The organism is Azospirillum sp. UENF 312511, from assembly GCF_058780635.1.
In genome coordinates this window covers 96,717-110,916 of sequence record NZ_JBSNCG010000004.1, presented here as the reverse complement: position 1 = coordinate 110,916, position 14,200 = coordinate 96,717, and the positions used below count along the sequence as shown (strand labels likewise).

The following is a 14,200-nucleotide window of genomic DNA, read 5'->3' as shown; positions in this document are numbered from 1 at the left end:
GTTCAACGTTTCCAATGACCACCGCCTTCACACTTCAGATTGCAGGTAACGGCAAAAGAGTTCAATTGGATGCATCGCCTTTGTCGAGGTCCGAAAGGTGATGCTCTTTTGTGAACGGGCAAGCATCGCCTTGGAGTGAGCGGCCTTCCGCAACCCACGTTATGCATGCGATCAAGGGGAGCAGGGCAGCCAAAGGCACAGTTTCTGCTGATAAAAGGGCTTCTCGGACATTGCGAACGAGCATGTCGTTGTCGGGTGGATCCGTTTAGAAGCCGGCTTTCCGCGGCTTCCGCCCCGGACCGGCCGCCGTCTTGCAGACCAGATCCGTTTAGAAGAGAGTGGATTGATTTAGAAGCGGACCGTCGCTGCTCAGATCGGCGGCTCCAAGCGCGTCAGGGCTCAGTTCTAGTGGGATTGCCAGGGCATTCCTTCGATGTCGGCTGCCCAGTTTGACAGCCCGCGGTCCGGCGCCCTGATCCATGTCGCAGATCTCCTCCGGGACGCTCCCGATCATGGGACGGCCGCTCGCGTGGTCGCTGTAAAGGAATTGGCCCACCCGGAAACGGTCATTTTTTCATAACTGATCAGACTGTACAAAGGGGTGTTTTCCCCTCCGCCATCGGAACCCCACGCCGATCGATAACCTGTTCAGGCCAGTGCGATCCATAAGCGGGCCTCAGACTTCATCAATGTCCCGGGCATGCCGTGACAATGGCACCCCCCTTTCACTATGGTCCCGCCGGCACGAAGGGAGGGGATGGGCATGGCGCGTCGGCGATTGCTGACCAAGGAGCAATGGGCGAGGTTCCTGGCGGTCGCGGACGACGAGCGTGCCATGGTGCGCCACTACACCCTTGGCCGGAACGAACTCGACATCGTGTCTCTCCGCCGGACGCCGCCCAGGCCGACCGTCGTCGCGCCCTACGAGGCCTACCTGCGCGAGCGCGTCACCGGGTTTCCGGAACTCACCGCCAGCCGGCTGCTCCGCGAAGTCCGCGCCCGCGGCTACACGGTCGGCGATAGACCCGACTATCGTGCACAGGTCTGGCAACGGTCAAGCCAACGGCCGGGCGGCCGGCAGCATGGACAAACGGCGGCGCGTGCCTCCGGAGGGCAGACCTGCGGCCAAGCCCCAATCAAGGTTATTGGGATCGACGGTAAAGGTTATTGAGGTCGAGGGTGTGGCGGCGACACGCGCCAGTTCACGTTATTGCGACTAGGTTTCGGGCCGAAAAGGCTTCAGTAAAGGTTATTTCGCTGGCCGACACCGGGCCAGATCATGGCCGCGATCGCCTGCGTCAAGGAGGGGCACGCGTCGACGCCGGAGCAGATCAAGGACTACATGAGCGGAAACATCTGCCGCTGCGGCGCCTATGTCGGCATCGTCGCGGCGATCGAACAGGCCGCTCCCCAGATCGAGAGGAGCTGAGCCATGAAGCCCTTGTCCTACGTCCAGGTCCGAACGGCCCGTGAGGCGATCGAGGCCTTCGTCGCGGCCGGCGAAAGCGCCCGCTACATCGCCGGCGGCACCAATCTCTACGACCTGATGAAGCTCGGCATCGAGAAGCCGGCGCATCTGATCGACATCGCCGACCTCGATGGCGCCAACCGCATCGACACCGACGGCGACCGGCTGTTCTTCGGTGGCGCGGCGCTGATGGCGGACGTCGCCGAACACCCGGTCGTGCGCGACGATTATCCGGTGCTGGCGGAGAGTCTGTCGAAGGCGGCCTCCCAGCAGCTGCGCAACATGGCGACCGTCGGCGGCAACCTGCTGCAGCGGACGCGCTGTCCCTATTTCCGGAACGGCGCGAACGGCGCCTACCCGTGCAACAAGCGGGAACCGGGCTCCGGCTGCGCGGCCATCGGCGGGATGGATCGCTCCCAGGCCGTGCTGGGGGCGAGCGCGGCGTGCAACGCCGTGTCGCCCGGGGACTGGCCCGTTGCGCTGATGGCGATGGACGCCGCGATCGAGCTGCAGGGCCTCGACGGACCGCGGGTGATCCCGATCGCCGAACTCTACCGGCCGCCCAGCCGGACGCCTCACCTCGAATTCACCATCGGCCGCGAGGAGATCGTCACCGGCATTTCGGTGCCGAAGACCGCCGCCGGCCGGAACTCCACCTATCTGAAGGTGCGCGACCGCGAATCCTACGCCTTCGCGCTGGTGTCCGCCGCGGTGGCGCTGGAGATGGACGGCGATCGCGTGCGGCAGGCGCATGTGGCGCTCGGCGGGGTGGCCACCGTGCCCTGGCGCGCGCGTCCCACCGAAACTCTCCTGCGCGGGGAAACCCTGGATCGCGAGCGGGCGCTGGAGGCCGCCAGGGCGGCGTTCGCCGAGGCCCGGGCCGGCCGCCACAACGCCTTCAAGATCGAACTCGGCGCGCGGACCCTTGCCGACGCCATCATCAACGCCGGGAGCAAGAGCCAATGACGCCGAACCGCAACGCGGACCGTCCCAGGATCGACGCCCATGAGAAGGTGCTCGGCCGTGCCCTGTACGCCGCCGACCAGCCCTTTCCCGGTCTGCTGCACGCGATGACCGTGCCCGCGACGATCGCCAAGGGGCGGATTTTGTCCATCGACACGGCGGCGGCCCTGCAGGTTCCGGGCGTCGTGCGCGTCTTCACCCATGCTGATTTTTCGCAGATCCGGACGACGCCCGCGGCCCGCGGCGCCTAAGGGCAGCCGGGAAAGGGCTACCAGCCCATGACCGCCCCGCAGGTCCGCCACCGCGGCGAGCCCGTCGCCCTGGTGGTCGCCGAAACGCTGGAGGCGGTGGTCGAGGGCGCCGAAGCGGTGACGGTGCGCTACGCCGAGGACCCCTTCAGCGCACGGATGGACGATGATCTTGCGAGCCCCGAGCCGGAGGCCGTCGGCCAGCTCGCGTCCGGCGACGCCGAGGCCGCCTTCGCCGCCGCCGTCCACACCATCGACGTGGAGTATCGGCATCCCCAGCAGCATCACAACCCCATCGAGCTGATCTCGACCACCGCCGCCTTCGAGGACGGCACGCTGCGGATTTACGAGGGAACGCAGTCCGCCGCGGCCTTCGCCGGCGGCTTGGCCGGCATGATGGGGATGGAGCCGCAGGCGCTGCGCGGCGTGAGCCCCTACACGGGCGGCGGGTTCGGCCAGAAGAACGGCGTTCAGGAACAGAGCGTGCTGGTGGCGAGCGCCGCCCTGCTCCTGCGCCGTCCGGTCAAGCTCGTCATGCCGCGGGGCCAGCTGTTCCACACGGCGTCCTACCGCCCGCAAAGCCGGCATCGCGTCCGGCTCGCCGCCGACGGTGACGGCCGCCTGCTCGCCGGCATTTATGAAACGGTGCAGCAGAACAGCCGGTATGACGGCTTCGCCAGCGATCACGGCGCCACTCCGCCGCGCATGTACCGTTATGGCGCGTGGCGGGGAAGCGAGCGCATCGTCCGGGTCGACACCCAGACCCCCGGCCACCAGCGCGCCCCGCACGAGCATCCGGCCAGCCACGCCACCGAATGCGCGCTCGACGAACTCGCCGGGGCGCTCGGCATGGACCCCGTCGCGCTGCGCCTCGCCAACGACACCCAGCGTGACCCGATCACCGGCAAGCCCTTCTCGTCCCGCCATCTTGCGGACTGCCTGAAGCGCGGGGCCGCGCTGTTCGGCTGGGACCGCTGGACGAACCAGCCGGGCGCCCTGGTCGCCGGAAACGGCGACCGCATCGGCCTCGGTGTCGCCTGCGGCAGCTACAAGGCCGCGATGACGCCCTCCGTCACCACGCTGCGGCTTTCGGCCGGCGGCCAATGCCGCATCGCGACGTCCGGCCACGAAATGGGGCAGGGGATACGCAGCGTCATCGCCGCGGAGCTGATCGACGTCCTCGGCGTCGATCCCGATAAGCTCGACATCCGGATCGGCGACACCGGCCACGCCCCCCAGCACCTCACCGCGGGCTCCTGGGGCGCGGGGAGTGCGGCCCCGGCGGCGCGGGCCGCCGCCTTGAAGCTGCGCGAGGAGCTGAGCCAGTTGACCGGCGCGGCGCTGTCGGACGAGCCCGTCCCTGTTCAGCTTGCCCGGACCCGCCGCCCTTATCTGGAGGTGTCGGTCGATACCGTGCCGCTCGGCAAGGACCGGCAGGCGATCGAGCAGCTGCGCCGGGGCATGCCGGTGACGACCGGCCCCGAATACCCCGACTTCCTGGCCTTCAGCTGGATCGCGCATTTCGTCGAAGTCCATGTCGAACCGTCGACGGGACGCGTGCGGGTCCGGCGGGTCGTCAGCGTCGCCGATTGCGGACGGGTGATGAACCGCCGCACGGCGGAAAGCCAGGTCCGGGGCGGCGTGGTCTGGGGCATCGGCGCCGCCCTGCGCGAGGCCGCCGAGATCGATCCGCGGTTCGGCGGCGTTCTCAACAACGACCTTGCCGAGTATGTCGTGCCGGTCAACGCCGACATTGGCGCCATCGACGTCGATTTCATCGACGAGCCGGACAGCCGCCTCAACCTGTCGGGCGTCAAAGGGCTCGGCGAGGTGGCCATGGTCGGCGCGGCGGCGGCCATCGTCAACGCCGTCCACAACGCGACCGGAAGACGGATCCGGCATCTGCCGATCCGGATCGAGGACCTGCTCTAGGGTCCGCTCCGGTCCATGGCCGGCGATCCACCGGGTGGACCGCCGGCCATCGGATCAACCAAGCCCTGAGATATCATCCCGTGCAAAAATGCTGGGGTCGCGAACGTGTTTGATCCCAACTGGAGGCAATTCTTCTTCCGCTGTTTTCATCGGGACATCACCCTGTTGTCGCGGCTGTCTTCCCGGCTGGACGACGCCTTGCAGCATTTTGCAGTGGAAGGATGGACAGCATGGCGGACCAGTCGATAAAGTTCTCCTACGAGTACGGAAAATACAAATATTTCGAATTTTCCGGAAACAACAACAAGGTGGATGTCGAGTTTTCCTGGGACTCTCCGAAAACCGATCCATCGGGAAAGCCGATACCGAAGAAGGTGGTCGATCTTTTCAACAAGAATGTGCGCGACGCCATTCAGGAGTTGATGAAGACCGAAGAGAAGACGGTTGCCGAAATAAAGAAGCAAATTCAGGCGTGGGATCAGAAGATTGCGAAGCACGAGATCGACGGCCGCAACCTGTTTTTGTTTTTGAACACGATTAACAACACCATGGAGCAGCGGGCCGCCGACCGCTTCGGGGGGATCGTCGGCGGCATCGCGACGGTCATGAAGCTGATCGAGAAGAAGGCCTTCGCCGGCCTGGACGCGGCCGTGCGCAAGATGCTCGAAGACATGAAGTGGAAGGTCTACGCCAAGACGGTGGGAAAGATCGCCCTCGCTCTGACGGCGACGGCCCTCGCCATCACGGCCACGGTGCTGACCGGGGGCGCGGCGCTGCCGCTGGTCGTGGCGGGCGCCAAGATCACGCTCGACGTGGTCAAGGAAGGGAAGGCCGCCTACGACAGTTTCAACGACGGCGCGGACGAGGTGGTCGCCTTGCAAAGCGCCGTGGCGAAACACCGGAGCGGCGCGCAGGAGGCGATGAAGGTGGTCGAGCGGGCCGAGAGCCGGCGCTACCTCATGGCGGAGTCGGTGAACAAGCTGGAGCGGCAGCTTCGCGCGGCGGAGGCCAAGTACGAAGACGTGGAGCGCATCCTCAGTCAGAAGAAGATTGACGGAATCGCCGTCACCGAGGATGCCTCCATCCTGGCTCTCGTCAAGAAGGTGAAGCAGTACAAGGATTTGATCGACCGCCTCACCCCCTTGCTGAACGGAGCCCGCACCGACCTGAAGCGTCTGGACGCGATGATCGACGGAGCGCGGCGGGCATTCGACCCGTCCACCTACGACGCGATTCCAAACGCCGACTGGAAGACGATTCTCAAGAAATACGCGGATGAGTATGGCTCGACGGTCAAGACGCTGGGTGACCTGGGCTCCAGCATCGCGACCGTCGTTCAGAAGCTGGCCTGATCCCCGGCCCGCCAGTCGTAGCCCTTCATGTGATCGAGGAACGCCCGCATGGCCGCGCTCGGAAGGCGGCGGTTCGGGTAATACAGAAACCAGTGCGGCAAGGTGGGGCTCCACTCCGGGAAAAGCTCCACCAGCCGACCGTCCCGGACATGGGGTTTCGCATAGTCGTCCAGGACGTGGGCGATGCCCCGGCCGGCCAGGGCGGCCTGAAGCTCGTTGTGCACCGTGCTGACCGTCAGGCGTCCGGCGGGGGTGACCTCCAGCGCGTCGCTCCCACGGGCGAAGCGCCATGTGACGAGGGTCCCGCCGGGAAATCTCCGCCTGATGCAGTCGTGGTAGACCAGGGCGTGCGGCGTCACCGGCAGCCCATGCCGCGCGATGTAATCCGGTGACGCGACGATCGCGTATCGCAGCGACGGCCCGAACGGGACCGCGATCATGTCCTGCGCCAACTGCTTGCCGAACCGGACGCCGGCATCGAACCCCTGCTCCACGATGTCGATCACCGCGGCGTCGCTGATGATCTCGATCCTCACCTCGGGGTAGGCGTCCATGAAGTCGAAGACCAGCGGACAGAGGAGATGATCGACGGCGGGCGCCGGCGCGTTGATCCGCAGCGTTCCCGATGGGCTGTCCCGCAGCTCGCCGACCTCGGCGATCGCAAGCTGGATGTCGCTCAGCGCCGGAGCCAGGCGATCGAGGAGGCGCTGCCCGGCCTCCGTCGGCGATACGCTCCGCGTCGTCCGATTGAGCAGCCGGATGCCCAGCGCCTCCTCCAGGGCGTTCATCGTCTGGCTCAAGGCCGATGACGAGACTCCCCGTTCGAGCGCCGCCGCGCGGAAGCCGCCACAGCGCACGATCGCCGCGAACACGTCGAAGCTGTCCAAGCGAATTGGGTTCATTGCGAAGCTGGCCTAATCAAGCCGATCACATTTGACGAGCTTATCAGCGCAATCTTGCCGTGTCATGGTCGATCTGCGGTTGATCGTCGCGCCCGGATCGCCGTCCGCCACCGGTCACCCCCGGTCCCGTGGCGGGAAGCGGGCGCCCCACTCGGGAGGAAACGCCGATGAATGCCCTCACTCTGAACCGACGCCGGATCATGCTGTCCGCGGCCGTCGGCGCATCGACCCTGTTCGCTCCCGGTGGTGGTGGTGGCGCGTCTGCGCAAGTGACGCCGCCGCCGACAACGCCCGCGACCGGCAACGCCGGCCACTACCGTTTCCGGGTCGGCGACATCAGTGCTGTGGTGTTGAGCGACGGTGTGATCGGCGGTCCGCCCCGCGTCTATGCGAGCGACGCGCCCGAAGCGGAGCTTCAGGAGGTGCTGCGGCGCGCCTTCCTGCCGACGGACCACATGACGTTGAATCTGAACACCCTTCTGATCGAAACCGGCGGACGGCGCATCCTCGTCGAGGCCGGCGCGGGCACGACCATGGGGCCGAACGGCGGGCGGATTTTTCAGAACCTCGCGGCGATCGGGCTCGGTGCCGCGGACATCGACGCCATCGTGATCTCGCACACCCACCCCGACCATGTCGGCAATCTCAGGACCGCGACCGGCGGCCGGGCGTTCCCCCGGGCCACCGTCTTCGTGCCGCGGGCGGACTGGGAGTTCTTCGTCCGCAACGATCCGGACCTGTCCTACATGCCGGTCCCGGAGGATTTCCGCCGGCGCTTCGCCGCCGCGATCAAGAGCAGCCTCGAACCGGTCGGGAACGCGGTCGAACTCTACGAGGCGGGCGCCGAGATCGTGCCGGGCCTCACGACGATCGTCGCCTCCGGCCACACGCCGGGCATGGCGACCTTCCTCGTCCATTCCGGAAACGACCAGCTGCTGCTGACCGCCGACCTCGCTTATCACCCGGTCGTCAACGTCGACAATCCCTGGCGTCCCGGACCCGATCGCGACAAGGACACCGCGCTCGCCTCGCGCCGGCGCATCTTCGACCGGGCCGCCGCCGACCGCATTCCGGTGCTGGGGTTCCATTTTCCGTTTCCGGGCCTCGGCCGGATGCTCAAGACCGACGGCGGCTACGCCTGGGTCCCCGCGAACTGGCAGTTCTGAGGGCGGCAGGAGCGCCGTCCAGCCGCCGCCGCGCGATCCCTGACGGCCCTCAGTTCGGGTAATGCCCGCCCAGGGTCTCCGACAGCCGGTGACCCGCCGCGAGCAACAGGGGCATCATCACCGCCACGCGCTCCTCGGTGAAGCGGGTCAGTGGGCCCGACAGGGTCAGGGCGCCGACCAGCCCCTCCCGCTGGGAGAAGACCGGAACGGCGGCGGCGCCGGTTTCGGATTCGCGCTCGCCGAAGGACAGCAGGGGCAGGGCGGCGAAGTCCTCCGCCGACACCGCTCCGGCGAAGCGGAGGAGCACATGGCCGGCGGCCCCCCGGTCCAGGGGCAGGCGGTCGCCTTCGTGGACGTGGTCGCGGATCGCCTGCGTCGAATCCTCGCGGAACGCGCAGATCCGCCACGCCCCTTCGCGCCGGAAGAAGGACGCGCTCTCCCCGCTCTCGCGCATCAGCTGGCGCAGCACCGGCCGGACATGGTCCTCCAGGCGCAGGGAGCGTTGGTAGAGTCCCCCAGCCGCATCAGCTCCGGGCCGAGCCGGTAGGACTTGTCCTGGTGGCGGACGAGATAGCCGGCCTTCTCCAGGGACACGGTCAGCCGCAGGATGGTGCTCTTGTAGAGCCCGGTCCGCGCCGCGATCTCCGTCAAGCTCAGCGCGTGATCGCCCGCCTGGAAGCAGCCGACGATGCTCAGCGCCCGGTCGACGGCCTCCACCCCGCCGGCGGGAGCCATGGTCGTCTTGGGCTTTGCGTCGGTCATATCGCATCCTTCATTGGCAGCCTGGCGGCCTTGGCCATTGGCAGCCTTAGCGCGCATTTTTCCCCGACACAACCGTCGGACGTCAAGGATGGCCGGGGCGGAAAAAAGTGGGAGGACGAACGGTTCGGGGTTGACGCATTTAGTACGCCTATGTTCTCTTAGATGAAACATGGTTCTATCTAACAGAACTTCTGCGAGGCGAAGGGTGGAACGCTACAGGCTGTTCATCGACGGGGACTGGTGCGATCCGGTGTCCAACGAGTGGTTCGAATCGACGGAGCCCTATTCGGGGCGGGCGTGGGCGGAGATTCCGCGCGGGACGCAGGGCGACGCCGATCGCGCGATCGAAGCGGCGCACCGCGCCTTCCTGGCTCCGGAATGGGCCGGGCTGACCGCGACCCAGCGCGGCGCCCTGCTGCGCCGTCTGGCCGAGCTGATCGAGCGCAACGTCGACCGGCTGGGCGCCATCGAGCAGCGCGACAACGGCAAGCTGATGGCCGAGGTCAGCGGGCAGGTGCGCAACGTCGCCCAGTGGTTCCACTACTACGCCGGCCTCGCCGACAAGGTTCAGGGCGCCGTCGTGCCGATCAACAAGGCCGACGTCTTCAACTACGTGAAGTACGAGCCGCTCGGCGTCGTCGTCGCCATCACGCCGTGGAACTCGCCGCTGGCGCTGACCACCTGGAAGATGGCCCCGGCCCTGGCCGCCGGGAACACCATCGTCATCAAGCCGTCGGAATACACCTCCGCCTCCATCCTGGAGCTGGCGAAGCTGGCCCACGAGGCGGGCTTCCCGCGCGGCGTCGTCAACGTCGTCACCGGCTTCGGCGGCGAGGTCGGCGAGCCGCTGGTCCGCCATCGCCTGACCGCCAAGGTCGCCTTCACCGGCGGCGACATCGGCGGCCAGCGCGTCAACGAAGCGGCGGCGCCGGGCCTGAAGAAGGTGACGCTGGAACTGGGCGGCAAGTCGCCGAACATCGTCTTCGACGACGCCGACCTCGACCAGGCGGTGAAGGGCGCCATCTCCGGCGTGTTCGGCGCCTCGGGCCAGACCTGCATGGCCGGCTCGCGCCTGCTGGTGCAGAGGACCATCCACGACGCCTTCGTCGCGAAGCTGGTCGCGGCGGCGGGCGAGGCGCGCATCGGCGATCCGTCGAAGATGGACACGCAGATCGGCCCCATCGCCACCCGCGCGCAGTGGGAGAAGATCCTGCGGATGATCGAGATGGCCAAGGCGGAGGGCGCGGTCTGCGCGCTCGGCGGCCACGCGCTGTCGGGACCGGAGTACGGCCAGGGGCAGTTCGTGGCGCCGACCATCTTCACCGGCGTCCGCAACGACATGCGCATCGCCCAGGAGGAGGTGTTCGGCCCGGTCCTCTGCGTCATCCCCTTCGAGGACGAGGAGGACGCGCTGCGCATCGCCAACGACGTCGAGTTCGGTCTGGCGGCCGGCGTGTGGACGCGCGACCTGCACCGCGCGATGCAGTGCGTCGACCGGCTGCGCGCCGGGACGGTGTGGGTGAACAACTACCGCTCCACCAGCTTCACCACGCCTTTCGGCGGCTACAAGCGCTCCGGCCTCGGCCGCGAGGGCGGCGTGGAGGCGATCAAGGAATATCTCCAGACCAAGAGCGTCTGGATCACCACCAAGCCCAACCGCGCCAACCCCTTCGTGCTCGGCTGAGGCCGGGCCTGCAGGGGCCTTGCCCCGGGAGCATTCCCATGTCCGAAGCGACCATCGATACCGCCGCCGGCTGGTGGCGGACGTCGATCATCGACATCCATCCAGGTTCGATCCGGGTGCGCGGCTACGCCATCGAGGAGCTGATCGGCACGATCGGCTTTCCCGACATGGTCTGGCTGATGCTGCGCGGCGACCTGCCGACGCCGGCGCAGGGCCGGCTGCTGGGGGCCGCGCTGGTCGCGGCGGTGGACCACGGGCCGCAGGCGCCGTCCATCGCCACGGCCCGCATGGCCGCCACCTGCGGCGTCGGGCTGAACAACGCCATGGCCTCCGGCATCAACGCGCTGGGCGACGTCCATGGCGGCGCCGGCCAGCAATGCATGGAGCTGTACGCAGCCATCGCCGCCCGCATGGCGGAGGGCGCCACCCTGGCCGCGGCGGCGGACGCCGAGATCGCCGCCCGGCTGGAGCGGCGCGAGCACATTCCCGGCTTCGGCCACCGCTTCCACCCCGTCGATCCGCGCGCCGGCCGCCTGCTGGCCCTGGTGGAGGAGGCGAGGGGCGTGGAGGCCGTGACCGGGGCGGTCGCCGCCATCGGCCGCGCCGTCGAGGACGCGCTGGCCGCCCGCAAGGGCAAGCGGGTGCCGATGAACATCGACGGCGCCACCGCCGTGGTGTTCGCCGAACTCGGCTTCCCGCCCGGTCTCGGGCGCGGGCTGTTCGTGCTGTCGCGCTCGGTCGGCATCCTGGCGCACGCCTGGGAGCAGTCGCAGCAGGGCGGCCGGATCAAGGGGCCGATGCCTCCGTCCATCCCCTACCGCTACGACGGCGCCGCTCCGCGCCCGGTGCCGGGAGGCGGCGCATGACCGGCCCGTCCGCCGACAATCCGCTGCCCCTGGCCGGCGTCAAGGTCCTCGACTTCGGCCACACGGTGATGGGGCCGTCCTGCGCCATGATCCTCGCCGACCTCGGCGCCGACGTGGTGAAGATCGAGCCGGTGCCCAACGGCGAGCCCACCCGCCATCTGAAGGGTTTCGGCACCGGCTATTTCGGGTATTTCAACCGCAACAAGCGTTCGCTCGCCGTCGATCTGAAATCGCCGGAGGGGCGCGAGATCGCCCGCCGCCTCGTCGCCGAGACCGACGTGCTGGTGGAGAATTTCGCCCCCGGCACGATGGACCGGCTGGGGCTGGGCGCCGAGACGCTGGCCGCCGTCAACCCGCGCCTGATCTACGCCAGCCTGAAGGGCTTCCTCGACGGCCCCTACGCCGGGCGCCTCGCCCTCGACGAGGTGGTGCAGATGATGACCGGGCTCGCCTACATGACCGGGCCGAGCGGCCGGCCGCTGCGCGCCGGCACGTCGGTGGTGGACATCACCGGCGGCATGTTCGCGGTCATCGCCATCCTGGTGGCGCTGCGCGAGCGGGAGCGGACCGGCCGGGGCCAGACCGTCGAATCCGCCCTGTTCGAGACCACGGTGTTCCTGATGGGGCAGCATCTCTGCTACGCCGCCCAGTCGGACGCGCCGATCCCGCCGATGCCGGAACGCGTGTCGGCCTGGGCGGTCTACGAGACCTTCCACACCGCCGACGGGCGGCCGATCTTCGTCGGGATCACCACCGACAGCCATTGGGAGCGCTTCTGCGCCACCATCGACCGGCCGGACCTGCGCGACGATCCGCAGTTCCGCACCAACAACGACCGCATCGCCGCCCGGCCGCGCCTGCTGCCGCTGCTGACGGCGCTGTTCGGCGGCCTGTCGATGGAGGAGGCGGTGTCGGTGTGCGAGCGCGCCCGCATCCCCTTCGCCCCGATCGCCCGGCCGGAGGATCTGTTCGACGACCCGCATCTGCGGGCGACCGGCGGACTGATGCCGACCACCCTGCCCAACGGGGTGCGGACCGCGCTGCCGCGGCTGCCGATCCATGTGGCGGACGCGGATCTGGCGATCCGCTGCGATCCGCCCCGCGTCGGCCAGGACACGCGCGCCGTGCTGGCCGAGGCCGGCTACGACCCGGCGGTAATCGAGCGGCTGGTGGAGGCCGGGGTCATCGTGGCCGACGGCACCACCAACGGCGCCACCGACCACGCATCGGGCAAGAACCAGAAACGCCTCGCCGGATGAAGCGGGACAGGTCAGGAGACGAATGAAATGACGGAGGAAACCAGGATGAGCCCGGCCGGCAACAACATCGCCAGCGACACCCCCAGCGACAATGATATCAGCGATCTGGTGATCGTCGGCTGCGGCATCGCCGGGCTTTCGGCGGCGGTGACGGCGCTGCAGGCCGGGCTGTCGGTCACGCTGCTGGAGCGGGCGCCGGAGGAGGATTTCGGCGGCAACTCGCGCTGGACCGAAGCCTACATGCGGATGAAGAACGATTCCGAGATCGCCGACGATTTCGAGGAGCATTTCGCCGCCAACGCCGGGCTGAACATCGACCCCAACGTTCTGGCCGCCGCCGCCGAGCCCTACGAATACTGGCCCGATTACGTGAAGGCCCATCCCTTCCCCGATCCGGAGGTGATCGCCCGCTTCGCCGAGCGGGTGCCGACGACCATCGGCTGGCTCAAGGAGTTCGGCCTGCGCTTCGAGCCGCAGCCGATCTATCTGCTGACCCAGAACACCCAGCGCATCGCCGCCCAGGGCGGCGGCCTCGCCCTGATCGAGCGGCTGATGGCCGAGGCGAAGGCGCTCGGCGCCCGCGTGCTCTACCGCACCACCGCGCTCGACCTGCTGCGCGACGGGCAGGGCCGCATCGGCGGCATCCACGCCACCGGGCCGGACGGCCTGCGCGTCGCCATCCGCGGCCGTTCGACGGTCCTGGCCTCGGGCGGCTACCAGGGCAACACGGAGATGATGACCCGCTACATGGGGGCGCGCGCCAAGCATGTGCGGCCGGTGGCGCGCGGCGGCTACTACAACCGCGGCGAGGGCATCCGCATGGCGCTCGACGCAGGGGCGGCGCCGGCCGGCGATTTCGGCTCCTACCACGCCGAGCCGGTCGATCCGCGGTCCCGCCAGCCCGAGGCGGTGATCTTCATCTGGCCCTACGGCGTGCTGGTCAACAAGCGCGGCGAGCGCTTCCTCGACGAGGCGCCGGGCACCGCCGACGCCACCTACGACCACATCACCCGCGTCGTCGCCGACCAGCCGGACGGGCTCGCCTACGTCCTGTTCGACGATCAGGTGGAGGACATCCCGCGCTGGCGCACCAGCATCCGCAGCGACGTGCCGGCCATCGAGGCGCCGACGCTCGACGCCCTGATCGAGAAGCTCGGCCTGCCGGCCGAGGCCACCAAGGCGACGGTCGCCGCCTACAACGCCGCCTGCCCGGCCGACGCCGCCGGTTTCGACCCGACGCGGGTGGACGGTCTGGCGACGACCGGGCTGACCCCGGCCAAGACCAACTGGGCGCGCCCGCTGGTCAAGGGACCGTTCCGCGCCTTCCCCATCGTCTCGGCCAACTGCTTCACCTTCGGCGGGCTGAAGGTGGACGTGGACGCCCGCGTTCTCGACGGCAACGGCCAGCCGATGCCCGGCCTCTACGCGGCGGGCGAGACCGTCGGCCTCTACCATCAGGTCTACACCGGCTCGACCTCGGTCCTGCGCGGCGCCGTGTTCGGCCGGCTCGCCGCCCAGCACGCAGCCCAAGACATGGCCGCGTCGCGGAACGCCGGCTGACCATCATAAGAAAATCTCGGGTCCAAGGATTCATTGGG

At 68.4% G+C, this 14,200-nt stretch carries 14 protein-coding genes; 11 read left to right on the top strand and 3 right to left on the bottom strand.

The window, feature by feature from the left end:
- The first annotated feature begins 757 nt into the window (after positions 1 to 757).
- From ACWPN7_RS26260 to ACWPN7_RS26235, 6 genes are all read left to right on the top strand, one after another.
- Positions 758 to 1,171 carry a hypothetical protein gene (locus ACWPN7_RS26260; RefSeq protein ID WP_492273501.1) on the top strand — a complete coding sequence of 138 codons (414 nt, stop codon included), beginning with the start codon at positions 758 to 760 and terminating at the stop codon, positions 1,169 to 1,171.
- 105 nt (positions 1,172 to 1,276) lie between these two features.
- The gene (locus ACWPN7_RS26255) at positions 1,277 to 1,429 is read left to right on the top strand and encodes a 2Fe-2S iron-sulfur cluster-binding protein (protein ID WP_459196410.1); all 153 of its coding nucleotides are present in this window, start codon (positions 1,277 to 1,279) and stop codon (positions 1,427 to 1,429) included.
- Between the two features lie 3 nt (positions 1,430 to 1,432).
- The gene (locus tag ACWPN7_RS26250; RefSeq protein ID WP_459196397.1) at positions 1,433 to 2,434 is read left to right on the top strand and encodes an FAD binding domain-containing protein; all 1,002 of its coding nucleotides are present in this window, start codon (positions 1,433 to 1,435) and stop codon (positions 2,432 to 2,434) included.
- The gene (locus ACWPN7_RS26245) at positions 2,431 to 2,682 is read left to right on the top strand and encodes a hypothetical protein (protein ID WP_492273500.1); all 252 of its coding nucleotides are present in this window, start codon (positions 2,431 to 2,433) and stop codon (positions 2,680 to 2,682) included. Before ACWPN7_RS26250 ends, ACWPN7_RS26245 begins: the two co-directional genes overlap by 4 nt.
- A gap of 27 nt (positions 2,683 to 2,709) precedes the next feature.
- Positions 2,710 to 4,611: a xanthine dehydrogenase family protein molybdopterin-binding subunit gene (locus ACWPN7_RS26240; protein WP_492273499.1), complete on the top strand. Its 1,902-nt coding sequence runs from the start codon at positions 2,710 to 2,712 to the stop codon at positions 4,609 to 4,611.
- A gap of 230 nt (positions 4,612 to 4,841) precedes the next feature.
- Positions 4,842 to 5,963 (top strand): hypothetical protein, encoded by a 1,122-nt coding sequence (locus tag ACWPN7_RS26235; RefSeq protein ID WP_081863420.1) that lies wholly within the window; start codon positions 4,842 to 4,844, stop codon positions 5,961 to 5,963.
- Here the strand turns inward: ACWPN7_RS26235 and ACWPN7_RS26230 are convergent.
- Positions 5,948 to 6,850, bottom strand: coding sequence for a LysR family transcriptional regulator (locus tag ACWPN7_RS26230; protein WP_247875015.1), 903 nt, complete (start codon positions 6,848 to 6,850; stop codon positions 5,948 to 5,950). The genes ACWPN7_RS26235 and ACWPN7_RS26230 overlap by 16 nt on opposite strands.
- Positions 6,851 to 7,032: 182 nt before the next feature.
- Between ACWPN7_RS26230 and ACWPN7_RS26225 the strand changes: the two genes are divergently transcribed.
- On the top strand, positions 7,033 to 8,031 hold the full coding sequence (locus tag ACWPN7_RS26225) for an MBL fold metallo-hydrolase (protein ID WP_459196395.1): 999 nt from the start codon (positions 7,033 to 7,035) through the stop codon (positions 8,029 to 8,031).
- A gap of 49 nt (positions 8,032 to 8,080) precedes the next feature.
- Here the strand turns inward: ACWPN7_RS26225 and ACWPN7_RS26220 are convergent, their stop codons facing one another.
- Together ACWPN7_RS26220 and ACWPN7_RS26215 are read right to left on the bottom strand one after the other, a co-directional pair.
- Positions 8,081 to 8,500, bottom strand: coding sequence for an IclR family transcriptional regulator domain-containing protein (locus ACWPN7_RS26220; RefSeq protein WP_492273498.1), 420 nt, complete (start codon positions 8,498 to 8,500; stop codon positions 8,081 to 8,083).
- Positions 8,485 to 8,793, bottom strand: coding sequence for a helix-turn-helix domain-containing protein (locus ACWPN7_RS26215; protein WP_492273497.1), 309 nt, complete (start codon positions 8,791 to 8,793; stop codon positions 8,485 to 8,487). Before ACWPN7_RS26215 ends, ACWPN7_RS26220 begins: the two co-directional genes overlap by 16 nt.
- A 205-nt stretch (positions 8,794 to 8,998) precedes the next feature.
- Here ACWPN7_RS26215 and ACWPN7_RS26210 point away from each other — a divergent pair, with 205 nt between their 5' ends.
- The 4 genes from ACWPN7_RS26210 to ACWPN7_RS26195 are packed head-to-tail and all read left to right on the top strand — an operon-like array spanning position 8,999 to position 14,162.
- Positions 8,999 to 10,477, top strand: a complete 1,479-nt coding sequence (locus ACWPN7_RS26210) for an aldehyde dehydrogenase (protein WP_200477362.1) — start codon at positions 8,999 to 9,001, stop codon at positions 10,475 to 10,477.
- A gap of 38 nt (positions 10,478 to 10,515) precedes the next feature.
- Positions 10,516 to 11,343 (top strand): citryl-CoA lyase, encoded by an 828-nt coding sequence (locus ACWPN7_RS26205; protein ID WP_459196393.1) that lies wholly within the window; start codon positions 10,516 to 10,518, stop codon positions 11,341 to 11,343.
- Positions 11,340 to 12,602, top strand: a complete 1,263-nt coding sequence (locus tag ACWPN7_RS26200; protein ID WP_200775788.1) for a CaiB/BaiF CoA transferase family protein — start codon at positions 11,340 to 11,342, stop codon at positions 12,600 to 12,602. The genes ACWPN7_RS26205 and ACWPN7_RS26200 overlap by 4 nt, the downstream gene beginning before the upstream one ends.
- A gap of 27 nt (positions 12,603 to 12,629) precedes the next feature.
- Positions 12,630 to 14,162, top strand: a complete 1,533-nt coding sequence (locus tag ACWPN7_RS26195) for an FAD-dependent oxidoreductase (protein WP_456524505.1) — start codon at positions 12,630 to 12,632, stop codon at positions 14,160 to 14,162.
- Positions 14,163 to 14,200 lie beyond the last annotated feature (38 nt).

Coding starts and splice junctions, on each gene's coding strand:
- ACWPN7_RS26240 (WP_492273499.1), top strand. CDS start 2,710: ATGACCGCCCCGCAGGTCCGCCACCGCGGCGAGCCCGTCGCCCTGGTG.
- ACWPN7_RS26200 (WP_200775788.1), top strand. CDS start 11,340: ATGACCGGCCCGTCCGCCGACAATCCGCTGCCCCTGGCCGGCGTCAAG.
- ACWPN7_RS26205 (WP_459196393.1), top strand. CDS start 10,516: ATGTCCGAAGCGACCATCGATACCGCCGCCGGCTGGTGGCGGACGTCG.
- ACWPN7_RS26245 (WP_492273500.1), top strand. CDS start 2,431: ATGACGCCGAACCGCAACGCGGACCGTCCCAGGATCGACGCCCATGAG.
- ACWPN7_RS26215 (WP_492273497.1), bottom strand. CDS start 8,793: ATGACCGACGCAAAGCCCAAGACGACCATGGCTCCCGCCGGCGGGGTG.
- ACWPN7_RS26195 (WP_456524505.1), top strand. CDS start 12,630: ATGACGGAGGAAACCAGGATGAGCCCGGCCGGCAACAACATCGCCAGC.
- ACWPN7_RS26235 (WP_081863420.1), top strand. CDS start 4,842: ATGGCGGACCAGTCGATAAAGTTCTCCTACGAGTACGGAAAATACAAA.
- ACWPN7_RS26225 (WP_459196395.1), top strand. CDS start 7,033: ATGAATGCCCTCACTCTGAACCGACGCCGGATCATGCTGTCCGCGGCC.
- ACWPN7_RS26260 (WP_492273501.1), top strand. CDS start 758: ATGGGCATGGCGCGTCGGCGATTGCTGACCAAGGAGCAATGGGCGAGG.
- ACWPN7_RS26250 (WP_459196397.1), top strand. CDS start 1,433: ATGAAGCCCTTGTCCTACGTCCAGGTCCGAACGGCCCGTGAGGCGATC.